Source organism: Hydrogenophaga sp. NH-16, assembly GCF_004006415.1.
GTDB lineage: Bacteria > Pseudomonadota > Gammaproteobacteria > Burkholderiales > Burkholderiaceae_C > Hydrogenophaga > Hydrogenophaga pseudoflava.
Map to the genome: position 1 here is coordinate 355113 of NZ_CP029344.1, position 22009 is coordinate 377121.

General features: G+C 69.7%; 18 protein-coding genes. 13 read left to right on the forward strand and 5 right to left on the reverse strand.

Annotated features, from left to right (window positions below):
• Position 1 precedes the first annotated feature (1 nt).
• Genes DD542_RS01700 through DD542_RS01710 form a run of 3 tightly spaced genes read right to left on the reverse strand, consistent with a single transcriptional unit; the run spans position 2 to position 3191 of the window.
• A complete protein-coding gene (locus DD542_RS01700) occupies positions 2 to 949 on the reverse strand; it encodes a DMT family transporter (RefSeq protein WP_127803344.1) in 948 nt (315 codons plus the stop codon).
• Positions 943 to 2415 carry an aldehyde dehydrogenase (NADP(+)) gene (locus DD542_RS01705; RefSeq protein ID WP_127803346.1) on the reverse strand — a complete coding sequence of 491 codons (1473 nt, stop codon included), beginning with the start codon at positions 2413 to 2415 and terminating at the stop codon, positions 943 to 945. Before DD542_RS01705 ends, DD542_RS01700 begins: the two co-directional genes overlap by 7 nt.
• Before the next feature lie 8 nt (positions 2416 to 2423).
• The gene (locus DD542_RS01710) at positions 2424 to 3191 is read right to left on the reverse strand and encodes a FadR/GntR family transcriptional regulator (protein WP_241559651.1); all 768 of its coding nucleotides are present in this window, start codon (positions 3189 to 3191) and stop codon (positions 2424 to 2426) included.
• Positions 3192 to 3335: 144 nt separating this feature from the next.
• Between DD542_RS01710 and DD542_RS01715 the strand changes: the two genes are divergently transcribed.
• The 13 genes from DD542_RS01715 (at position 3336) to DD542_RS01775 (ending at position 17463) form a co-directional block, all read left to right on the forward strand.
• Positions 3336 to 4154, forward strand: coding sequence for an NAD(P)-dependent oxidoreductase (locus tag DD542_RS01715; protein ID WP_127803348.1), 819 nt, complete (start codon positions 3336 to 3338; stop codon positions 4152 to 4154).
• 9 nt (positions 4155 to 4163) lie between these two features.
• Positions 4164 to 5066, forward strand: coding sequence for an SMP-30/gluconolactonase/LRE family protein (locus DD542_RS01720; protein ID WP_127803350.1), 903 nt, complete (start codon positions 4164 to 4166; stop codon positions 5064 to 5066).
• A 62-nt stretch (positions 5067 to 5128) separates the two neighbouring features.
• Positions 5129 to 6103, forward strand: a complete 975-nt coding sequence (locus DD542_RS01725) for a TRAP transporter substrate-binding protein (protein WP_066160616.1) — start codon at positions 5129 to 5131, stop codon at positions 6101 to 6103.
• Between the two features lie 134 nt (positions 6104 to 6237).
• Positions 6238 to 6798, forward strand: a complete 561-nt coding sequence (locus DD542_RS01730; protein WP_127803352.1) for a TRAP transporter small permease — start codon at positions 6238 to 6240, stop codon at positions 6796 to 6798.
• Positions 6798 to 8078, forward strand: coding sequence for a TRAP transporter large permease (locus DD542_RS01735; protein WP_127803354.1), 1281 nt, complete (start codon positions 6798 to 6800; stop codon positions 8076 to 8078). Before DD542_RS01730 ends, DD542_RS01735 begins: the two co-directional genes overlap by 1 nt.
• A 10-nt stretch (positions 8079 to 8088) precedes the next feature.
• The gene (locus DD542_RS01740; protein ID WP_127803356.1) at positions 8089 to 9381 is read left to right on the forward strand and encodes a glucarate dehydratase family protein; all 1293 of its coding nucleotides are present in this window, start codon (positions 8089 to 8091) and stop codon (positions 9379 to 9381) included.
• A 141-nt stretch (positions 9382 to 9522) separates the two neighbouring features.
• Positions 9523 to 10440 (forward strand): 5-dehydro-4-deoxyglucarate dehydratase, encoded by a 918-nt coding sequence (gene kdgD / locus DD542_RS01745; RefSeq protein ID WP_066160604.1) that lies wholly within the window; start codon positions 9523 to 9525, stop codon positions 10438 to 10440.
• 133 nt (positions 10441 to 10573) lie between these two features.
• Positions 10574 to 11551, forward strand: a complete 978-nt coding sequence (locus DD542_RS01750) for a tripartite tricarboxylate transporter substrate binding protein (protein WP_127803358.1) — start codon at positions 10574 to 10576, stop codon at positions 11549 to 11551.
• A gap of 18 nt (positions 11552 to 11569) precedes the next feature.
• On the forward strand, positions 11570 to 12529 hold the full coding sequence (locus DD542_RS01755; protein WP_127803360.1) for a tripartite tricarboxylate transporter substrate binding protein: 960 nt from the start codon (positions 11570 to 11572) through the stop codon (positions 12527 to 12529).
• A 7-nt stretch (positions 12530 to 12536) separates the two neighbouring features.
• On the forward strand, positions 12537 to 13862 hold the full coding sequence (gudD, locus tag DD542_RS01760) for a glucarate dehydratase (RefSeq protein WP_127803362.1): 1326 nt from the start codon (positions 12537 to 12539) through the stop codon (positions 13860 to 13862).
• Between the two features lie 4 nt (positions 13863 to 13866).
• Entirely contained in the window at positions 13867 to 14808 is a 942-nt protein-coding gene (locus DD542_RS01765) for a 2-hydroxyacid dehydrogenase (protein ID WP_127803364.1), read from the forward strand.
• Between the two features lie 31 nt (positions 14809 to 14839).
• Positions 14840 to 16387: a galactarate dehydratase gene (gene garD / locus DD542_RS01770; protein ID WP_127803366.1), complete on the forward strand. Its 1548-nt coding sequence runs from the start codon at positions 14840 to 14842 to the stop codon at positions 16385 to 16387.
• A 23-nt stretch (positions 16388 to 16410) separates the two neighbouring features.
• Positions 16411 to 17463: an aldose epimerase family protein gene (locus DD542_RS01775; protein WP_127803368.1), complete on the forward strand. Its 1053-nt coding sequence runs from the start codon at positions 16411 to 16413 to the stop codon at positions 17461 to 17463.
• Positions 17464 to 17468: 5 nt separating this feature from the next.
• Here DD542_RS01775 and DD542_RS01780 read toward each other — a convergent pair whose 3' ends face one another.
• Both DD542_RS01780 and DD542_RS01785 read right to left on the reverse strand, forming a co-directional pair.
• Positions 17469 to 18506, reverse strand: coding sequence for a response regulator transcription factor (locus DD542_RS01780; RefSeq protein WP_079364566.1), 1038 nt, complete (start codon positions 18504 to 18506; stop codon positions 17469 to 17471).
• Complete coding sequence (locus DD542_RS01785; protein ID WP_241559652.1) at positions 18503 to 21988, reverse strand: ATP-binding protein; 3486 nt, start codon at positions 21986 to 21988, stop codon at positions 18503 to 18505. Before DD542_RS01785 ends, DD542_RS01780 begins: the two co-directional genes overlap by 4 nt.
• Positions 21989 to 22009: the final 21 nt, after the last annotated feature.

Genomic DNA, 22009 nt, shown 5'->3' on the forward strand with positions numbered 1-22009 from the left:
ATCACCGCACCCGCTGCCCCTCCGTCGTCACCAGCCAGATCCCCCCGCACACCATCACCAGCGCGGCCAGGTTGCGCCACTCCAGCACCGCCTCACCGAGGAACAGGGCCGAGAGCAGCGCGCCGAACACCGGGATCAGGAAGTTGAACACCGTCACCTGGCCGACGCGGTTGTGCTTGAGCAGCGCGGCCCAGAGCGTGAACGCCACAGCCGACAGCACGGCCATGTAGCCCAGCAGGGCCAGCGAGCCGGCGCTCCAGCCGCGGATGTCGCCGCCACCGGCCAGACCACCGAGCAGCAGCACCAGCCCGCCGATGCCCAGCTGCCAGCCGGTCATCACCATCGGGTCGATGCGCTGCGACAGGCGCTTGCCGTAGATGCTGGCGGCCGAGAGCACGAAGGCGGCGATGACGATGAAGCCTTCGCCCAGCAGGGTGAATTCCGCGTCCAGCCCCTGCGTGCCGCGCAGGTTGACCACCATCACGCCCGCGAAGCCCACCGCGCAGCCCAGGGCCTTGCGCCGGCTCAGCCGGTCGTTGGCGTAGAGGAAGTGCGCCAGCAGCACGGAAAAGAAGGTGCCGGTGGCGTTCAGGATGGAGCCCTTCACGCCGGTGGTGTTCGCCAGCCCGACATAGAAGAACACGTACTGCAGCGCCGTCTGCGCCAGCCCCAGCAGGCCCAGCTGGGCCCACTGCACCGGCGCCAGGGCCCAGACGCGCCGGCCCGTCAGCTGCGCCATGACCAGCAGCAGGGCGCCCGCGAGCAGGAAGCGCCAGCCCGCGAACACCAGCTGCGCCGCCGTGTCACTGCGCGCGATGCCCAGCAGCGCGTAACCGCCCTTGATGGCCGGGTAGGCGCTGCCCCAGAGCAGGCAGCACAGGGTGGCCAGCAGGATGAGGTAACGCGGGCGGCTGAAGACGCTGGTGGGGAGGCCGGTACCGCTCAGCACGGCACGCCGCCGCGCGCCAGCAGCCAGGCCGGAGCATCCTGCAGACACACCGGGCGCAGGAAGCGCTCCAGCGCGGCGTCACCGACCGAGGTGGTCATGGGCGCGGTGCTCGATGGCCAGGGGCCGCCGTGCTGCTGCGCGGCCGTCACGGCGACACCCGTGGGCACGCCCGCGAACAGCACACGGCCAGCGATCTGCGTGGCGCTGCGCACGATGGCGCGGTTGTCGGCCGTGTCTTCATCGGCCCCCCAGACCGTCACGGTCAGGCTGCCGCCGACGGCGGCGAGCACGGCGTTCACCTCGGCCAGGCTGGCGCAGCGCACGATCAGGCTGCTGGGGCCGAACACCTCTTCGCGCAGTTCGTGGCGCTCGATGAAGCGCTGCGCGCTCACCTGCAGCAGCTGCGGGCCGGGCGCGGGTGCCACGCCCTGGCCCTGCAGCAGCGACCGCGCGCCCGCGTCCATGAAGCCTTTGATGCCGGCGTCGAAGGCCTTGCGCATGCCGGCGGTCAGCATAGGGTGCGGCTGCTGCTTGGCCAGCGCCTCGACCAGTTGCGGGATGAAGGCGTCGGTCTCAGGCCCGTCCACCAGCACCAGCAGGCCGGGGTTGGTGCAGAACTGGCCGCAGCCCAGGGTGATGGAGCCGGCCAGTGTGGTCGCCAGCTCGGCGCCCTTGGCGGCCAGGGCGGCGGGCAGCGCGATCAGCGGGTTGATGGAGCCGAGTTCGCCGTAGAACGGGATGGGGCGCGGGCGCGCGTTGGCCTCGGCCTGCAGCGCGGCGCCGCCGCGGGTGGAGCCGGTGAAGGCGCCGGCGGCGATCAGCGGGTGGCGGATCAGGCCGACACCGACCTCGACGCCTGCGCCCTGCACCAGGCCGATCAGGCCGGCGGGCAGCCCCTGCGCTTTGAGCACGCGCTGGATGATGGCGAACACCTGCTGCGACAGGACCGGGTGACCGGGGTGTGCCTTGACGGCCACCGGGCAGCCGGCGGCCAGCGCCGAGGCGGTGTCACCGCCCAGCACCGAGAAGGCGAACGGGAAGTTGCTGGCCGCGAACATGGCCACCGGGCCCAGCGGCATGCGCTGGCGCACCATGGCCGGATGGCCGGCGGGCGGGGCACCGGCCACGGCGGGGTCGTCCAGCGATTCGAAGGGCACGCCGCGCTGCGCGATGTCGGCGAAGCGGCGCAGCTGGAAGGTGGTGCGGTCGAGCTCGCCGTTCAGGCGCACCGGGCCCAGCGCGGTTTCCAGGTCGGCACAGGCGACCAGCTGCTCGCGCTCGGCCTCCAGGCCGTCGGCCAGTGCGCGCAGCAGGGCCGCGCGCTGTTCGCCGCTGCTGCGGGCCCAGTCGCCGAAGGCCGCGTGCGCTTCGGTGGCGGCGCGGTCGATGTCCTGTTCGGTGGACGGGGCCAGGGCGGCGCCGTGGGCTTCGCCGGTGCGGGCGTTGAAGGATTGCAGGGTGCTCATGGGTTCGTTCAGGCTTCGGGTTGTGCGCGGCGCAGGCGCTCGCGGCTGTTGGAGAGGTGGGTGCGCATGGCGGCGCGCGCGGCCTCGGGGTCCTGGCGCCGGATGGCGTCGAGGATGTTTTCGTGTTCGTGGTGCACGCGTTCCAGATACGGCAGCCGGCCCTCGGGGGCGCTGGCCGCGGTCTTGAGCCGGGTGCGCGGGATGATCATGGTGCCCAGGTAGGTCATCAGCTCGGCGAAGTGCCGGTTGCCGGTGGCGCGCGCCACCTCCACATGGAAATGGAAGTCGGACGGCACGGCGTCGGAGTCGGCGTGGATGGCGACGTTGAACGAGGCCAGCGCCGCCGCCATGGCAGAGAGGCTCTCGGGCGAGCGCCGCTGCGCCGCCAGCGCGGCCGCCTCGCTCTCCAGGCTGATCCGCAGCTCCAGCAGCTCGATCACGTCGGCGGCGGTCGCCACGTCTTCGGGCGCGATGCGGAAGTTCGGTTCGACCGCGCGCGGCTCGTTCACGAAGGTGCCGATGCCGTGGCGCGTCTCGACCATGCCAGAGGCCTGCAGGCGCGAGATGGCCTCGCGCACGACGGTGCGGCTGACGTCGAAGCGACCCACCAGCTCCGACTCGCTCGGCAGCTTCTGGCCCGGGACCAGCCGCCCCTCGCGGATGTCGGCCTCCAGCGAGGCCACGATTTCGGGCACCAGGCCGCGGGGCCGGCGCATGCGCGCGGGAGCTGCGGCTCCGGCGGGGATCTCCTCACCTAGGGTTTTCACGGGGTCCATGGTTTTTTCCTTGACAGCCGGGACGCGGATTTTCAAAATGGCGCCCACTTGTCTGACAACACACAACTGACATTCCAGACACGGTTGAACTGTAGCAAAGGCCCGCTGTTCTGTGCAACCGAATCGGGAAAAGCACCCAATATCATGGTTAACCCTAGGAAAACACACCACCGCATCCTGCTGACCGGCGCCGCCGGCGGCCTGGGCACCGCCCTGCGTTCCCGGCTGCTCGCGAACTGCGAGGTCCTCAGGTTGTCTGACAAGACGGGACTGGGCGAGGCGCAAGCCGGCGAAGAGATCGCCCTGGCCGACCTGGCCGATGCGGCGGCGGTGGACGCCGCCGTGGCCGGCTGCGACGCCATCGTGCACCTGGGCGGCATTTCGGTGGAGGCGCCGTTCGAGGCCATCCTGCAGGCCAACATCCTGGGCGTCTACCACCTCTATGAATCGGCGCGCCGGCACGGCGTCAAGCGCGTGGTGTTCGCCAGTTCCAACCACGTCACCGGCTTCTACAAGCAGAGCGAGACCATCACCGCCGACCACCCGGCCCGCCCCGACAGCTACTACGGCGTGAGCAAGGCCTTCGGCGAGGACTTCTCGCGCTTCTATTTCGACCGCTACGGTATCGAGACCGCCTGCGTGCGCATCGGCTCCTCCTTCCCCGAGCCGAAGGACCGCCGCATGCTGGCCACGTGGCTGAGCTTCGACGACCTGCACCGCCTGATCAGCGCCTGCCTGTCCACCCCGGTGCTGGGCCACAGCATCGTGTTCGGCATGTCGGACAACGCCGTGACCTGGTGGGACAACAGCCGCGCGAAACACATCGGCTATGTACCGCAGGACAGCTCGGACGTGTTCCACGACGCGGTGTTCGCGCGCACATCCGCCCCGGACCTGAACGACCCGGCCGCCATTTACCAGGGCGGTGGTTTCGTCAAGGCAGACCCCTTCAAGAAAGCCTGAGAGCGCGCCATGAGCGATCAAGCCGAGCTGCTGCTGGACGCCCGCAACGGCGTGGGCGAGAGCCCCGTCTGGGACGCTGCGCGCCAGTGCCTGTGGTGGGTGGACATTCCTGGCAAGCAGCTCTGGTGCTGGAGCGTCGCCAGCGGCCGCCCGCTGCAGTGGCCCACGCCCGAGCAGACCGGCTGCATCGCGTTGGCCGCCGGCAGCGAGGCCCTGCCCCACGGCCAGTGGATCGCGGCCATGGAGACCGGCGTCGCGCGCCTGACGCCGCAGACCGACGGCACGGTGGACTGCGACTGGGTCGTCCGCATCGACCAGCCCGAGGCCGGCATGCGCTTCAACGACGGCCGCTGCGATCGCCAGGGCCGTCTGCGCGCCGGCACCATGGTGATGGACATGTCGCTCGCGCGCGCCTCGGGCAGCCTCTACGGCCTCGACGGGACGCGGCTGCACGCACTGCTGGACGGCTTCATCACCCCCAACGGCATGGCCTTCAGCCCCGACGGCCGGACCATGTACCTCTCGGACTCGCACCCCGACGTGCAGACCGTCTGGGCCTTCGACTACGACACCGACACCGGCACGCCGCGCGACCGCCGCGTGTTCATCGACTTCAAGCCCCTGCCCGGCCGCCCCGACGGCGCCGCGGTGGACGAAGGCGGCTGCTACTGGATCTGCGGCAACGACGCCGGCCTGGTGCACCGCTTCACACCCGACGGCCGGCTCGACCGCTCGCTGCCGGTGCCGGTGAAGAAGCCGGCCATGTGCGCCTTCGGCGGCGCCGGGCTCGACACCCTGTTCGTCACGTCCATCCGGCCCGGCGGTGATCTGACCGATCAGCCCCTGGCCGGCGGCGTTTTTGCACTGCGTCCGGGCGTGAGGGGCCTGGACGAGCCGCGCTGCGTCCCCTGAACCCACCAACGCGCCGGCACGGTTTTCTTCACCTCAACCCAACCACCACAACGGAGACTTTGATGAAACTGCAACGCCGACTGATCGCCAGCATGGTGCTGGCCGCCCTGCTGCCCCTGACCGCACAGGCCCAGACCGTGCTGAAGTCGCACGACACCCACCCCGCCGGCTATCCCACCGTGGTCGCCGTCGAGAACATGGGCAAGAAGCTCGAAGCCGCCACGCAAGGCCGCATCAAGGTGCAGATGTTCCCCGGCGCCGTGCTGGGCCAGGAAAAAGAGGCCGTGGAGCAGGTGCAGCTGGGCGCGATCCAGATGGCCCGCATCTCGCTGGGCGTGATCGGCCCGGTGGTGCCCGAGGTGGACGTGTTCAACATGCCCTTCGTGTTCCGCGACATCAAGCACATGCGCGCCGTGATCGACGGCGCCGTGGGCGACGAGCTGCTGGCCAAGGTGACCGCCAGCCCGGCGCGCCTGGTCGGCCTGGGCTGGATGGACGGCGGCGCGCGCAGCCTCTACACCAAGAAGCCGGTGCGCACCCCCGCCGACCTCAAGGGCCAGAAGGTCCGCATGATGGGCAACCCGCTGTTCGTGGACACCATGAACGCCATGGGCGGCAACGGCATCGCCATGGCCTACGGCGAGGTCTTCACCTCGCTGCAGACCGGCGTGATCGACGGCGCCGAGAACAACCCGCCGAGCTACTTCACCGCCAACCACTACAACACGCCGGCCAAGTACTACAGCCAGACCAACCACCTGATCATTCCCGAGATCCTGGTGATGTCCAAGGTGGCCTGGGACAAGCTCAGCCCGGCCGACCAGGCCCTGGTGAAGAAGCTGGCCCGCGAGGCCCAGCTGGAGCAGCGCCAGCTCTGGGACAAGAGCGTGGAGGAGTACTCGGCCAAGCTCAAGGCCGCGGGCGTCGAGTTCATCAACATCGACAACAAGCCCTTCTACGACGCCACCGAACCGGTGCGCGCCAAGTACGGAGCGAAGTTCCAGGACCTGATGCAGCGCATCGCCGCTGTGAAGTAAGTCCCCCCCTGCGCCGCTTCGCGGCTTCCCCCCAGGGGGACCACACCTGAGGCCCGGCGAAGCCGGTTCCTCGGTGTGTGCTGGACGCGCTCGCCCTGCCACTTCTCTTTCCCCTCCCTCTCTCCGAGGCTCTCATGAGTCACCACCCTTCCAGCGGACATCCCGTCTCGCGCTTCCTGGACCTGGTCTACCTGGCCTGCATCTGGATCGCCGGGGCGTGCATCTTCTTCATGTCCCTTTTCATCCCATGGGGCATCTTCTCGCGTTACGTGCTGGGCACGGGCGCGCAGTGGCCCGAGCCGATCTCCATCCTGCTGATGGTGGTGTTCACCTTTCTCGGCGCGGCCTGCAGCTACCGCGCGGGCGGCCACATCGCCGTCGAAATGGTCACGCAGCGCCTGCCGTCGTCGGTGCAGCGTCCGCTGCGCGGCGTGGTGCACCTGCTGATGCTGGCCGTCTCGCTGTTCATGCTCTGGTACGGCATCCAGCTGTGCATCGGCACCTGGGGCCAGTCGATTCCCGAGCTGCCCTGGATGCCCGTGGGCTTCACCTACCTGCCGGTGCCCGTCGGCGGCGCCGTGACCGCGCTGTTCGTGCTCGAACACATCGTCCTGGGCGACCAGCGCCACCGCGCCGTCGTCACCTTTGACCACGAACCGGCCCAGGCCGAAGCGAACGCAGAAGGGGTGGCGTGATGGAAGCCTGGGTCCTGCTCGGCAGTTTCTTCGTGCTGATCCTGATCGGCACCCCCGTGGCCTATGCCATGGGCATCGCGGCGCTGATCGGCGCCTGGTGGATCGAGATCCCGCTGGACGCGGTGATGATCGCGATCGCCAACGGCGTCAACAAGTTCTCGCTGCTCGCCATTCCCTTCTTCGTGCTGGCCGGCGCCATCATGGCCGAGGGCGGCATGGCGCGGCGCCTGGTGGCGTTCGCCAACGTGCTGGTGGGTTTCATCCGCGGCGGCCTGTCGCTGGTGAACATCCTGGCCTCCACCTTCTTCGGCGCCATCTCGGGTTCGTCCATGGCCGACACGGCCTCGGTCGGCACCGTCCTGATTCCCGAGATGGAGAAGAAGGGCTACCCGCGCGACTTCGCCACCGCCGTCACGGTCTCGGGTTCGGTGCAGGCCATCCTGATCCCGCCCAGCCACAACGCGGTCATCTACTCGCTGGCCGCGGGCGGCACGGTGTCCATCGCCGCGCTGTTCATCGCCGGTGTGCTGCCGGGCCTGCTGCTGGGCGCCACGCTGGCCGTGCTGTGCCTGTGGACCGCGAAGAAGAAGAACTACCCCAAGGGCGAGGTCATTCCGATGAAGCAGGCGCTGAAGATCTGCGCCGACGCGCTCTGGGGCCTGATGACCATGGTGATCATCCTCGGCGGCATCCTCAGCGGCGTGTTCACGCCCACCGAGTCGGCCTCCATCGCGGTGCTCTGGGCCTTCTTCGTCACGATGTTCGTCTACCGCGACTACAAGTGGTCCGAGACGCCGAAGCTGGTGCACCGGACGGTGAAGACGCTGTCGATCGTGATGATCCTGATCGCGTTTGCCGCGAGCTTCGGCTACATCATGACCCTGATGCAGATCCCGCTGCAGATCACCACCGCGCTGACCACGCTGTCGGACAACCGCTACGTGATCCTGGCGCTGATCAACCTGCTGCTGCTGGCGCTGGGCACGCTGATGGACATGGCGCCGCTGATCCTGATCCTCACGCCCATCCTGCTGCCCGTCATCAAGAGCATCGGCGTGGACCCGGTGCACTTCGGAATGATCATGATGGTGAACCTGGGCATCGGCCTGATCACCCCGCCGGTGGGCGGCGTGCTCTTCGTCGGTGCGGCCGTGGCCAAGCTGCCGATGGAGCAGGTGGTCAAGGCCCTGCTGCCCTTCTTCGGTGCCCTGCTGCTGGTGCTGATCGCGGTGACCTACATCCCCGCGCTGTCGCTGTGGCTGCCTGGCCTGCTGCTGTGAGGACCTCGGCATGACCTCGCACGCCATCCGCCATGTGCGCGTGACGCCCATCGCGTTCCGCGACCCGCCGCTGCTCAACGCGGCGGGCATCCACGAGCCCTGGGCCCTGCGCTCGATCATCGAGATCGAGACCGACTCGGGCCTGGTCGGCATCAACGAAAGCTACGGCGACCTGCCCATGCTGGAGGCGCTGGCCAAGGCCGCGCCCGCGCTGACCGGGCTCTCGCCCTGGGCGCTCAACGAGATGGACACCCGCGTGGCCGCGCTGGTGGCCCCCAGGCAGATGTCCGCCTCGGAGTTCCTGGGCCAGCAGGTCTCGCTGGCTCCGGGCACGCACGTGTCCAAGACGGTGGCCAAGGTCATCAGCGCCTTCGAGGTGGCGATGATGGACCTGCAGGGCCAGCTGGCGAACGCGCCGGTGGTGGACCTGCTGGGCGGTGCCGCACGCCCGGCCGTGCCGTTCAGCGCCTACCTGTTCTTCAAGTACGCCGAGCACATCGACAAGCCCTACGCACCCGACCCGTTCGGCGAAGGCATCACGCCCGGGCAGATGGTGGCGCAGGCGCGCCGCATGATCGACCAGTACGGCTTCAAGAGCATCAAGCTCAAGGCCGGTGCCCTGCCGCCCGAGCAGGAAGTGGCCGCGATGCGGGCGCTGGCCCAGGCCTTCCCCGGCGCGCCGCTGCGCATCGACCCCAACGCCAACTGGACCGTGGCCACCAGCCTGCAGGTGGTGGAGCAGCTGCGCGGCGTGCTGGAGTACTACGAGGACCCGGCCCCGGGCCTGGAGGGCATGGCCGCCGTGGCACAGGCCTGCGATGTGCCTCTGGCCACCAACATGGTGGTCACCGACCTGAAGGAATTCCGCCGCAACGCCGAGATGGGCTGCCCGGTCAAGATCGTGCTGAGCGACCACCACTACTGGGGCGGCCTGCGCGCCACCCAGCGCCTGGCGCTGATGTGCGAGACCTTCGGCCTGGGCCTGTCGATGCACTCGAATTCGCACCTGGGCATCAGCCTGATGGCCATGACCCACCTGGCCGCCTCGGTGCCCCTGCTGTCCTATGCCTGCGATACGCACTACCCCTGGCAGGACGACGAGGTGGTGCAGGGCGGGCGCCTGCAGTTTGAAGACGGCAGCCTGCGGGTGACGAGCACACCTGGTCTGGGCGTGCAGATCGACCGCGAGGCCCTGGCCCGCCTGTACGACAACTACCTGAACACGGGCATCCGCAACCGGGACGACCTGGGGCAGATGCGCAAGTACGACCCCGGCTTCACCGGTCACCAGCCGCGCTTCTGACAGGGGATAAGGGGTTTCCACATACGTGCACCGAAACCCTTGACGCCCTCCTCTCCACTTTCGCACAATCACGTCAGTTGTCTGACATCCTATAACTCAATCGCCGACACCACCTTCTCCACCCACCCAGGCTGAACCACCATGCAATACACCCCCCAAGACCTCAAACAAGTCATGTCCAGCGGCCTGCTGTCCTTCCCCGTGACGGACTTCGACGCCCAGGGCAACTTCAATGCCGCCTCCTACGCCGCCCGCCTGGAGTGGCTGACCCCGTACGGCGCCAGCGCGCTGTTCGCCGCCGGCGGGACGGGCGAGTACTTCTCGCTCTATGGCGAGGAATACGGCCAGATCATCAAGACCGCGGTGGACACCTGCCGCGGCAAGGTGCCCATCATTGCCGGCGCCGGTGGCCCCACCCGTACGGCCATCGCCCACGCGCAGGAAGCCGAGCGCCTGGGTGCCCACGGCATCCTGCTGCTGCCGCACTACCTGACCGAAGCCGGCCAGGAGGGCCTGATCGCCCACGTGGAGCAGGTCTGCAAGAGCGTGCAGTTCGGCGTCATCGTCTACAACCGCGACCGCACCCGGTTCACCCCCGAGTCGCTGGCCGTCCTGGCCGAGCGCTGCCCCAACCTGATCGGCTTCAAGGACGGCATGGGCAACATCGAAGTGATGTCCTCCATCTTCATGAAGATGGGCGACCGCTTCGCCTACCTGGGTGGCCTGCCCACCGCCGAGGTGTACGCCGCCGCCTACAAGGCGCTGGGCACCCCGGTGTACTCGTCCGCCGTCTTCAACTTCATCCCCAAGACCGCGGTGCAGTTCTACGAGGCCGTGCGCACCGACGACATGGCCACGCAGCACAAGCTGCTCAGGCAGTTCTTCATGCCCTACCTGAAGATCCGCAACCGCGTCGAAGGCTATGGCGTGAGCATCATCAAGGCGGGCGCCAAGCTGGTCGGCCACGACGCCGGCCCGGTGCGCGCGCCGCTGTCCGACCTGAAGCCCGGCGAGATGGACGAACTCAAGGCGCTGATCGACGCTTTGGGAGAGCAGTAACCCCCCCGCGCCGCCTGCGGCGTCACCCCCCAGGGGGCGGCGCTTGTGGCCCGGCAAAGCCGGTTCCACGGCGCCCTGGTCTGACTCCCCCGCCCTGGCCTGACTCCCCTTCACAACCACCAGTAGAGACATCATGAACAAACGCCATTTCCTGCTGACCGCTGCGGCGGCCGCCACCCTGGCCCTGGGCAGCACCGCCGCCCTGGCCCAGGCCTACCCGAGCAAGCCCATCCGCATCGTCGTGCCCTTCCCGGCCAGCGGCACCTCCGACGTGCTGGCCCGCCTGGTCGGCCAGAAGATGAGCGAGAAGCTGGGCCAGCCCGTGGTGGTCGAGAACAAGGCAGGCAACGCCGGCAACATCGGCGCCGACCTGGTCGCCAAGTCGCCGGCCGACGGCTACACCTTCGTGCTGATGGATGTGGGCAACCTGACCATCAGCCCGGCGCTGTACAAGCTTCCGTTCGACGTGCAGAAGGACTTCGTGCCGGTGGCCATGGTCGGCTACTCGCCCCACCTGCTGGTGGTCAGCACCAAGGTGCCGGCCAACAACATCGCCGAGCTGGTGAAGTACGCCAAGGCCAACCCCGGCAAACTGAACTTCGCCGCCGCCGCCGGCATCGGCAGCGCCACCCACCTGGCCGGCGTGCAGTTCGCGCGCCGCAACGGCATCCAGTGGAACTACGTGCCCTACAAGGGCGGCGCCCAGGCCATGACCGACCTGGTCGGCGGCCACATGGACGTCACCTTCAACGGCATGGTCGCGACCTACCCGCACGTCAAGGCCGGCAAGCTCAAGCTGCTGGCGGTGTCGTCGGCCAAGCGCTGGAGCGAACTGCCCGACACCCCGGCCGTGGCCGAGACCACGCCCAACTTCCTGACCGGCAGCTGGCAGGGCCTGCTGGCCCCGGCCGGCACGCCCAAGGCCGTGGTGGACCTGGTGCACGCCGAGGTGCAGCGCATCACCGCCCTGCCCGACGTGAAAGAAAAGCTGCAGTCGCTGGGCCTGGAGCCCTCTGCAATGAGCAGCGCCGAGTTCGCCGCCTGGATCAAGGCCGAACTGCCCGAGATGGCCCAGGTTGTGCGCGAAGAAAAGATCACCCTCGAACAGTAATTCCAGGAGCACCCCGTCATGAAGAAGTCCCTCATCACCCTGCTGGTGGCCGCCGCCACCAGCCTGCCCGCCTTCGCCTGGCCCGACAAGCCCGTCACCCTGGTCGTGCCCTTCCCGCCCGGCGGCTCCACCGACCTGATCGCCCGCCAGCTGTCCGGCAAGATGGGTGAAAAGCTCGGCGGCAACGCCAGCGTGATCGTCGAGAACAAGGCCGGCGCCACCGGCACCATCGGCGCCACCTTCGTGGCCCGCGCCCCGGCCGATGGCCACACCTTCCTGGTGGCGTCGCTCGGCCCCTTCGTAATCGCGCCGCACCTGATCAAGGTGCAGTACGACGCGCTCAAGGACCTGGACCCGGTCACCGTGGTCGTGCAGGCGCCCAACGTGCTGGTGGTGCCCGCCGCCTCGGCCCACAAGTCGCTGGCCGACGTGATCGCCTACGAGAAGGCCAACCCCGGCAAGATGACCTTCGCCTCGTCGGGCAACGGCTCCAGCGACCACCTGACGGCCGAACTGTTCTGGCAGCAGACCGGCACCAGCGGCGTGCACGTGCCCTACAAGGGCGGCGGCCCGGTGATGAGCGACCTGCTGGGCAACCAGGTGGATTCGTCCTTCATGAACATCAACACCGCCATGCCGCAGATCAAGGCCGGCAAGCTGCGCGCCCTGGCGATCACCAGCGCCAGGCGCTCGCCGCTGCTGCCCGATGTGCCCACGCTGGAAGAGAGCGGCGTGAAGGACGCCAACGTGCAGTCCTGGCAGGCCGTGGCCGCGCCCAAGGGTCTGCCCGCCGATGTGAAGAAACGCGTGCACGAGGCCGTGGTGGCCTCGATCAACGACCCCGCCATCAAGCCCAAGCTGCTGGAGCTGGGGTTCGAGATCGTGCTGAACACGCCCGAGCAGTTCGCGGCCTTCCAGGCCAGCGAGTTCTCGCGCTGGCAGAAGCTCATCACCTCGCGTGGCATCAAGGCGGATTGACCTTCCCATGACCGCACCGATCGTCCAGTCGATGCGTGTCGTCCCGGTCGCCGGCCGGGACGGCATGCTGCTCAACCTCTCGGGTGCGCACGCGCCCTTCTTCACCCGCAACATCGTCATCGTCACCGACAACGCGGGCCACACCGGCCTGGGCGAGGTGCCGGGCGGCGAGAAGATCCGCCAGACGCTGGAGGACGCGCGGGCGCTGGTCGAAGGCCAGTCCATCGGCAACCTGCAGGCCATCCTGAACGCCATGCGCAGCCAGTTCGCCGACCGCGACAGCGGCGGCCGCGGCCTGCAGACCTTCGACCTGCGCACCACCATCCACGCCGTCACCGCCGTGGAATCGGCCCTGCTCGACCTGATGGGCCAGCACCTGGGCGTGCCAGTCGCCGCCCTGCTCGGCGAAGGCCAGCAGCGCGACGCGGTGCAGATGCTGGGCTATCTGTTCTTCGTCGGCGACCGGCTGAAGACCGACCTGCCCTATGCGAGCGAGCCTGACAACGCCGACGACTGGTGCCGCCTGCGCCACGAGGCCGCCATGACGCCCGAGGCCGTGGTGCGCCTGGCCGAAGCCGCGCAGAAGCGCTACGGCTTCCAGGACTTCAAGCTCAAGGGCGGCGTGCTCGCGGGCGACGCCGAGGTCGAGGCCGTGACCGCGCTGCACGAACGCTTCCCCGAGGCCCGCGTGACGCTGGACCCGAACGGCGGCTGGCTGCTCAAGGACGCGATCCGCCTGGGCGAGAAGATGCGTGGCGTGGTGGCCTATGCCGAAGACCCCTGCGGCGCCGAAGAAGGCTTCAGCGGCCGCGAGGTGATGGCCGAGTTCCGCCGCGCCACCGGCCTGCCCACCGCCACCAACATGGTCGCCACCGACTGGCGGCAGATGGCGCATTCGCTGGCGCTGCAGAGCGTGGACATCCCGCTGGCCGACCCGCACTTCTGGACCATGGCCGGCTCGGTGCGTGTGGCGCAGACCTGCCGCGACTGGGGCCTGACCTGGGGTTCGCACTCCAACAACCACTTCGACATCTCGCTGGCCATGTTCACCCACGTCGGCGCGGCCGCACCGGGCAAGGTCACGGCCATCGACACGCACTGGATCTGGCAGGACGGCCAGCGCCTGACCAAGGAGCCGATGAAGATCGAAGGTGGCTACGTGCAGGTGCCCAAGAAGCCGGGCCTGGGCATCGAGATCGATATGGCCGAGGTCGAGAAGGCCCACCAGCTCTACCTGCAGCACGGCCTGGGCGCGCGCGACGACGCCATCGCGATGCAGTACCTGATCCCGGGCTGGAAGTTCGACAACAAGAAGCCCTGCCTTGTCCGCTGATCCCATGAACACCACCGTCCTGCAGATCGGCCCGCTGATGCCGGCGCTGGAAGCGGCACTGCGCGAACAGCACGAAGTGTTGAGCGCACAGGCCCTCACCGCCGACGCGCCGCTGGCCGACCGCACCGATGCGGCGCGCGTGACGGCGGTCGTGACCTCGGCACCGGTCGGTGTGCCGGCCGCCTGGCTGCCGCAGCTGCCGGCGCTGAAGGTGGTGTCGTCTTTCGGCGTGGGCCTGGACCGGCTGCCGCTGGACGCGGCGCGCGCGGCGGGCCTGCCGGTGGGCTACACGCCCGATGTGCTGAACGATTGCGTGGCCGACCTGGCCATGGGCCTGCTGATCGACGGCGCGCGCCGCATCGCCGCGGCCGACCGCTTCGTGCGGCGCGGCGACTGGCTCAATGGCCGCTACCCGCTGACCACGCGCGTCAGCGGCAAGCGCATGGGCATCGTGGGTCTGGGCCGCATCGGCCAGGCGGTGGCGCGGCGCGCAGCGGGTTTCGACATGGACGTTGCCTACACCAAGCGCCGCCCGGCCGAAGGCGTGGCCTGGCGCCACGAAACGTCGCTGACCGCGCTGGCCGAGTGGGCCGACTTCCTGGTGCTCACCGTGTCCGGGGGCGACGGCACCCGCCACCTGGTCAACGCCGAGGTGCTGCGCGCGCTGGGACCCCAGGGCCTGCTGGTGAACGTGGCGCGCGGCAGCGTGGTCGATGAGGCGGCACTGGTCGCCTGCCTGCAGAGCGGCGAACTCGGTGGCGCGGCGCTGGACGTGTTCGACGACGAACCCCGCGTGCCCGCCGCCCTGCTGACAATGGACCAGGTGGTGCTGGCCCCGCACATGGCCAGCGGCACCCACGACACCCGCCAGGCCATGGCCGACCTGGTGCTGGCCAACCTGCATGCCGGCCTGGCCGGTGAACCCCTGCCCGCCCGCGCGGCCTGACCCTTTCCCGCTTTCGCCCCGCCTGCCGACCATGAACGCCCCCGTGACCCCGCGCACCATCCGCATCCACCCCGACGACAACGTGGCGGTGGTCGTCAACGACGGCGGCCTGCCCGCCGGCACCGCCCTGCCCGATGGCCCGACGCTCGTGCAGGCCGTGCCGCAGGGCCACAAGGTCGCGCTGGCCGACCTGCCCGCCGGCACCGCCGTGCGCCGCTACAACGTGGTCATCGGCCACACCGCGGTCGACATTCCCGCGGGCGGCTGGGTCAACGAGCAGCGGCTGGTGATGCCTGGCGCGCGCAGCTTCGACGACCTGCCCGCGCCGCAGCCGCCGGCCGAGCTGCCACCACTGGAAGGCCACAGCTTCCAGGGCTACCGCAACGCCGACGGCAGCGTGGGCACGCGCAACCTGCTGGCCGTGACGACCACGGTGCAGTGCGTGGCCGGGGTGCTCGAATTCGCCGTCGAACGCATCAAACGGGACCTGCTGCCCCAATACCCGAACGTCGACGGCGTGGTGGGCCTGACGCACAGCTACGGCTGCGGCGTGGCCATCGACGCGCCCGACGCCATCATCCCCATCCGCACGGTGCGCAACCTGGCGATGAACCCCAACTTCGGCGGCGAGGTGATGGTGCTCAGCCTGGGCTGCGAGAAGCTGCAGCCCGAGCGGCTGCTGCCGCCGGGCTCGATCCCGATCAGCGACGAGCGCGAGGGGCCGGACGTGGTCGTGCTCCAGGACGAGAAGCACATCGGCTTCATGTCGATGATCGACAGCATCCTCACGCAGGCCAAAGGCCACCTCGAACGCCTGAACGCACGCCAGCGCACCACCTGCCCGGTGAGCGAGCTGGTGGTGGGCGTGCAGTGCGGCGGCAGCGACGCCTTCTCCGGCGTCACCGCCAACCCGGCGGTGGGCTTTGCCACCGACCTGCTGGTGCGCGCCGGCGCCACGGTGATGTTCAGCGAGAACACCGAAGTGCGCGACGCGGTGGACCAGCTCACGCGCCGCGCCGCGACGCAAGAGGTCGCCGATGCCATCGTGCGCGAACTCGGCTGGTACGACGCCTACCTGGCGCGCGGCCAGGCCGACCGCAGCGCCAACACCACGCCCGGCAACAAAAAGGGCGGGCTGTCCAACATCGTCGAGAAGGCCATGGGCTCCATCGTCAAGAGCGGCAACGGCCCGATCCACGGCGTGATCGCACCCGGCGAGAAGGTCAGGAAGAAGGGCCTGATCTTCGCCGCCACGCCGGCCAGCGACTTCATCTGCGGCACGCTGCAGCTGGCTGCCGGCATGAATCTGCACGTCTTCACCACCGGCCGCGGCACGCCCTACGGCCTGGCCGAGTGCCCGGTGATCAAGGTGGCCACGCGCAACGACCTGGCGCGCCGCTGGCACGACCTGATGGACATCAACGCGGGCCGCATCGCCAGCGGCGAAGCCAGCATCGACGAGCTGGGCTGGGAACTGTTCCACCGCATGCTGGCGGTGGCCAGCGGCGAGAAGACCTGGGCCGAAAAGTGGGGCCTGCACAACGACCTGGTGCTGTTCAACCCGGCACCGGTGACCTGAGCCAGACGAGCGCTGCCGACCGCATGAAGCACCCGCGACTCGACCCCGCCCGGTTCTTTGGCGAAGTCGGCGGCGAGCCGGTCGCCCTGTTCCGCCTGCGCCACGCCAGTGGCATGGAGGTGGCCGTCTGCAACCTCGGCGCCAAGGTGCTGCAGATCCTGGTGCCCGACCGCGACGGCGTGCGGGGCGACGTGGCCCTGGGCTACGACAGCCTGGCCGCGCTGCAGGCCGGCGCACCCTCCATGGGCGCCTTCATTGGCCGCGTCGCCGGCCGCATCGCGCAGGCGCGCTACACGCTCGACGGCACGGCCTACACCCTCGGCGCCAACGCCGGCCCGCACAGCATCCACGGCGGCCCGAATGGCTCGCGCCACCGCGTGTTCTCGGCCCACCAGGACGCGCCCGATGCGCTCACGCTGCGCCTGCGCTTCGAGCCCTCGGTGGACCGGCACCCCGGCATCGTCGACCTCACGCTGAGCTACCGCCTCACCGACGGCCCCACCCTGGTGGTGGAGCACGAGGCGGTGGCGGTCTGCCCCGCCAGCCCGGCCTCGCCCGCGAGCTTCGCGCCGCACATCTTCTTCAACCTCGACGGACCGGGCGAGCGCCTCATCGACGAGCACCGCCTGCAGGTGTTCGCCGACCGGCTGCTGGCCGCCGATGCGGACAACGTCGCCACGGGCGAACGCATGCTGCTGGACGGCCACGCGCTGGACCTGCGCCAGCCGCGACGGCTGTGCGACCTGCCCGACATCGACCACGCCTACGAACTCGCCGGCCCACCGGACGGCGGTCTGCGACGCGTGGCCCAGGCCCACAGCCCGGCCTCGGGCCGCACGCTCGATGTGTGGACCACCGAGCCCGTGATGCAGGTCTACACCGCAGGCGCACTGGGCACGGGCGCCACGCCGGACATCGGCAAAGACGGCGTGCTGCACCGCCCCCGCGCGGGCCTGTGCCTGGAGCCGCAGCAGTACCCCAACGCGGTGAACTGCCCGTCGTTCCCGCTCATGCGTGTGGCGGTGGGCCAGCCCTACCGGGCCCGCACCGAATACCGCTTCGGCACCCGCGACTGAACGGCTCAGCCGCCGCGTGGCTGGAGCAACGGCACGCGGTTGATGGCCATGGCTGCGGCCGCGGTGCGCGTCTCCACCCCCAGCTTGGCGTGGATGCGTTCCAGGTGCTTCTTCACCGTCGCGGGGCTCGACCCGAGGATGTCGCCGATGTCGCGGTTGATCTTGCCCTTGACCACCCAGTACAGCACCTCGGCCTCGCGCGCGGTCAGGCCGAAGGCCTGGGCCAGCGCTTCGAGCACGGCGGCGTCCGAGGTCTCCTGCATCACGATCAGCCAGTCGCCCGGCTCCCCCTGGGCCTCGTCCTCGTCGCCGATCTGCTGGTGCAGGCGGAAGCTCAGGCGGCGCGGCCCCTGGTCGATGGTCAGGCGCGGCGGTTCGCGCAGCGGCTGGCCCGCCGCGGGCGGCGCCGCGAACTCCGGCAGCAGTCGCTCCAGCCACTGCAGCACCGGCGCAGGTGTCACCGGCGCCTCGGTGCCGAAGTAGCGCTGCAGCAGGTCGCGCGCCAGCGGCGTCTGCCACATCAGGCGGCCGTCGCGCGCGCGCACGGTGATGGTGGCGTAGCCGAAGGCGTCGAGCGCGTTGCGCGCCTGGCTGCGCTCCACCGCGCCCTGGCGGCTCTGGCGCGACTGCCGCAGGTGCACGCCCATGCGCGCCATCACCTCGCGCGGCTTGATCGGCTTGGTGACGTAGTCCACGCCGCCGGCCTCCAGCGCCGCCACCAGATGCTCGGTCTCGGTCAGGCCGGTCATGAACAGGATGGGGATGTGCGCCGTCGCCGGGTCGGCCTTGAGGCAGCGCGCCACCTCGAAGCCGTCCAGGCCAGGCATCACCGCGTCCAGCAGCACCACGTCGGGCAGGGCCTGGCGCGCACGGCGGATCGCGGCCTCGCCGTCCAGCGCCACCAGCACGGTGTAGCCGGCGTCGTCCAGCGCGTCGTGCAGCGGCGCCACGTTGTCGGGCACGTCGTCGACGATCAGCACCACCGCGCCGGGTTCGGCGGCCAGCGGGGCGTCGGGGGAGGGGTGGTCGGGCGAGCGGATCATGCGGTGCGGTCGGAGGAAGCCTGGCCCGCGCCCAGCGGCAGCAGGCGCTGTTCGATGGCCTCGAAGCGGAACTCGCGCGCCAGGGCGCGCAGCGCGTCGGCAAACGCCAGTTGGTCGGGGTGGTTGGCCACCCAGTCGTCGAGCCAGCGCATCACACCCTTGGCGTAGCCCAGGCGCACCAGCTCCAGCAGGGGCGAGAAGTCGTGTTCGGCGGGCGGCGGCACCACAGCGGCCGGCGTGGTCGCTGCGGTGGCGGCCTCGGCGGCCACCGGCGCGTGCACCCAGCGCAGACCGAGCTGCTGCTGCAGCCAGCCCGTGAGGTCGTCGCGCCGCACCGGCTTGACGAAGAAGGCCTGGTCGGCCGGGCGACCGTCGGCGGCGTCGGCCTGCAGGCCCTTGTCGAAGGCGTTGGCCGACACCACCGCCATCGGTACCGACGACCAGCCCGCGGCGCGCAGCCGGCGCAGCGTCTCCCAGCCGTCGATGCCGGGCATGGCCAGGTCCATGAAGACCGCGTGCGGCGCGCGCTCGCTGCCCGGCGCCACACCGTCGAGCAGGGCCAGCGCGTCGTGGCCGCTGGTGGCCATCAGCACCTCGAAGCCCAGCGGCTGCAGCCAGCGCGCGATCAGCTCGCGGTCGCTCTCTTCGTTGTCCACCACCAGCACGCGCCGGCGCGGGCCCTCGTAACCGGTCACCGGCGCCGCCACCGCGGCCGGGCGCGTGGCCGCGCCGTGCAGCGCCGGCAGAAACAGGCGCACGCTGAACACCGTGCCCTGGCCCGGCGCACTGCGCACCGTCATCTCGCCGCCCATCAGGTCGGTCAGCATCTTGGCAATCGTCAGGCCCAGACCGGTGCCGCCGCCCGCCGCCGCCGAGCCGCCCTCGGCCTGCTGCCCGCGCGCGAAGGGCTCGAACACGCGGTCCAGTTCGGCGGTGGTCATGCCCGGCCCGGTGTCGCTGACCTCGAACACCGCCATCTCGCGCGCATGGCCCACCGTCAGCCGCACCTCGCCGGCGCGCGTGAACTTCACCGCGTTGCCCAGCAGGTTGATGAGGATCTGACGCAGCCGCTTCTCGTCCGCGCGCACCGCCTCGGGCAGGCGCGGCCCGGGTTCGAACACGAAGCGCAGGCCCTTGGCCGCCGCCTGCAGCTCGAACATGCTGGCGACCTCGCGCACCGTGTCGGCGAAGGCCATCGGCTTCACGTCCAGCTGCAGCTTGCCCGACTCGATACGCGCGATGTCCAGCGTGCCCTCGATCAGCGAGAGCAGGTGCTCGCCACCGCGGTAGATCACGCGGATCGCCTGCGCGCGGTGCGGCGCCAGTTCGCGGTCTTCCTGCAGCAGCTGCGCGTAGCCGAGGATGCTGTTGAGCGGCGTGCGCAGCTCGTGGCTGATGGTGCTGATGTAGCGGCTCTTGGCCTGGTTGGCCTGATCGGCGATTTCGCGCGCGCGTTGCAGCTGCTCGTCGGTGCGGCGGTGCGATTCGATCTCCTGCATCAGCAGCCGGGTCTGGCGGTTGGACTCTTCCTGCGCCACCTCGCGGCTCTTGTGTGCCAGCACCAGCCACCAGGCCACCGTGGCCGCGATCAGCAGCAGCACCGCGTAGACGCGCAGGAAGCCCGAGCGCAGCGCGGCGTCGAGCAGGCCCACATCACCGACCGCGGCGATGCCCTGGTCCAGTCCCTCGACCTGCTGGCGGTACAGCAGCCCGAGCACCGCCGCCAGCACCGGCGCCACCACCAGCATCAGCAGCAGGTAGTGCGCCAGGCCCGCCTCCAGATACGGCCAGACCCGCTGCGGCAGCACCGTGCGCAGCGCCGACTGCCACTGCACCGACAGCCGCGCGTGCGGTTTGCAGAGGTCGCCGCAGCGCGCGTCCAGCGTGCAGCACAGGGAGCAGATCGGCCCCTGGTAGGCGGGGCAGTGGGCCATGTCGGGGCCTTCATATTCACGTTCGCAAATCGAGCACCGCTGAACGGACAAGCGCTGGTAGGTTCCGGTGTCTGCTTGGCGCGCCAGGTAATAGCGTCCTCGGGTCGCCCACGCGATCAGCGGCGCCGTCACCAGCGCCGTCACCATCGCGATCACGGCCGAGAAGGCCTGGGCGCCTGCGCCCATCAGGCCCATGTGCGCCGTGATCGACAGCACCGAGGCCAGGCCCATCGCGCCCACGCCGACCGGGTTGATGTCGTACAGGTGCGCGCGCTTGAACTCGATGCCCTGGGGGCTCCAGCCCAGTGGCTTGTTGATCACCAGGTCGGCCACCACGGCCATGATCCAGGCTATGGCGATGTTGCTGTAGAGACCGAGCACCTCGCCCAGCGCGCGGAACACCTCCATCTCCATCAGCATGAAGGCGATCAGGGTGTTGAACACCACCCAGACCACGCGGCCGGGGTGGCTGTGCGTCAGGCGCGAGAAGAAGTTGCTCCAGGCCAGCGAGCCGGCGTAGGCGTTGGTGACGTTGATCTTGAGCTGCGAGACCACGACGAACAGCGCCGTCGCCGCCACCGCCCAGCCGTAGTTGGGGAACACGTATTCGTAGGCCGCCAGGTACATCTGGTTGGGGTCGACCGCGCGCTCGGTGGGCACCATGTGACTGATGGCCAGGTAGGCCAGCAGCGCGCCGCCCAGCATCTTGAGCACGCCCAGCACCACCCAGCCCGGCCCGCCGGCCAGCACGCCCGCCCACCAGCGCACGGCCCCGCCGGGCTGCCGCGCGGGCATGAAACGCAGGTAGTCGGCCTGTTCGCCCATCTGCGTGATGAGCGCGATGCCCACGGTCAGCGCCGCACCAAACAGGTGCCATTCGAAGACCCTGCCCGCACCACTTTCGCCACCGTAATGCACCACATTGGAAAACGCACCCGGATCGAGCGCCCAGACCGCCACGAAGGGCACGACCATCATCACCAGCCACAGCGGCTGGGTCCAGACCTGGAAGCGGCTGATGATGGACACGCCGTAGGTCACCAGCGGGATCACCACCAGCGCGCAGATCAGGTAGCCCCAGGCCGGCGGGATGTCCAGCGCCAGGTCCAGCGCGTAGGCCATCACCGCCGCTTCGAGCGCGAAGAAGATGAAGGTGAAGCTGGCGTAGATCAGCGAGGTGATGGTCGAGCCGATGTAGCCGAAGCCCGCGCCGCGCGTGAGCAGGTCCATGTCCACGCCATAGCGCGCGGCGTAGACGCTGATCGGCAGGCCGGCCAGGAAGATGATCAGCCCGGTGGCAAGAATGGCCCAGAAGGCGTTGACAAAGCCGACCTGCACCAGCAGCGTGGCGCCTACGGCTTCGAGGATCAGGAACGAGGCCGCGCCGAACGCTGTGTTGGCCACCCGCCACTCGCTCCACTGGCGGAAGCGCTGCGGCGTGAAACGCAGCGCATAGTCCTCCATGGTCTCGCGGCCGACCCAGCTGTTGTAATCGCGGCGCACCTTGATGATGCGCTGGGGTGGAGCTGGATCAGGCCTTGGGTTCACGCGGTGGTTTGTGCAGCTTTC

Bases quoted from the DNA above. Each gene is read 5' to 3' on its own strand.
- DD542_RS01725 (WP_066160616.1), top strand. From the start codon at position 5,129: ATGAAACTGCAACGCCGACTGATCGCCAGCATGGTGCTGGCCGCCCTG.
- DD542_RS01765 (WP_127803364.1), top strand. From the start codon at position 13,867: ATGAACACCACCGTCCTGCAGATCGGCCCGCTGATGCCGGCGCTGGAA.
- DD542_RS01715 (WP_127803348.1), top strand. From the start codon at position 3,336: ATGGTTAACCCTAGGAAAACACACCACCGCATCCTGCTGACCGGCGCC.
- DD542_RS01775 (WP_127803368.1), top strand. From the start codon at position 16,411: ATGAAGCACCCGCGACTCGACCCCGCCCGGTTCTTTGGCGAAGTCGGC.
- DD542_RS01735 (WP_127803354.1), top strand. From the start codon at position 6,798: ATGGAAGCCTGGGTCCTGCTCGGCAGTTTCTTCGTGCTGATCCTGATC.
- DD542_RS01750 (WP_127803358.1), top strand. From the start codon at position 10,574: ATGAACAAACGCCATTTCCTGCTGACCGCTGCGGCGGCCGCCACCCTG.
- DD542_RS01720 (WP_127803350.1), top strand. From the start codon at position 4,164: ATGAGCGATCAAGCCGAGCTGCTGCTGGACGCCCGCAACGGCGTGGGC.
- DD542_RS01705 (WP_127803346.1), bottom strand. From the start codon at position 2,415: ATGAGCACCCTGCAATCCTTCAACGCCCGCACCGGCGAAGCCCACGGC.
- DD542_RS01780 (WP_079364566.1), bottom strand. From the start codon at position 18,506: ATGATCCGCTCGCCCGACCACCCCTCCCCCGACGCCCCGCTGGCCGCC.
- DD542_RS01755 (WP_127803360.1), top strand. From the start codon at position 11,570: ATGAAGAAGTCCCTCATCACCCTGCTGGTGGCCGCCGCCACCAGCCTG.
- garD (WP_127803366.1), top strand. From the start codon at position 14,840: ATGAACGCCCCCGTGACCCCGCGCACCATCCGCATCCACCCCGACGAC.
- kdgD (WP_066160604.1), top strand. From the start codon at position 9,523: ATGCAATACACCCCCCAAGACCTCAAACAAGTCATGTCCAGCGGCCTG.
- gudD (WP_127803362.1), top strand. From the start codon at position 12,537: ATGACCGCACCGATCGTCCAGTCGATGCGTGTCGTCCCGGTCGCCGGC.
- DD542_RS01730 (WP_127803352.1), top strand. From the start codon at position 6,238: ATGAGTCACCACCCTTCCAGCGGACATCCCGTCTCGCGCTTCCTGGAC.
- DD542_RS01740 (WP_127803356.1), top strand. From the start codon at position 8,089: ATGACCTCGCACGCCATCCGCCATGTGCGCGTGACGCCCATCGCGTTC.
- DD542_RS01710 (WP_241559651.1), bottom strand. From the start codon at position 3,191: ATGGACCCCGTGAAAACCCTAGGTGAGGAGATCCCCGCCGGAGCCGCA.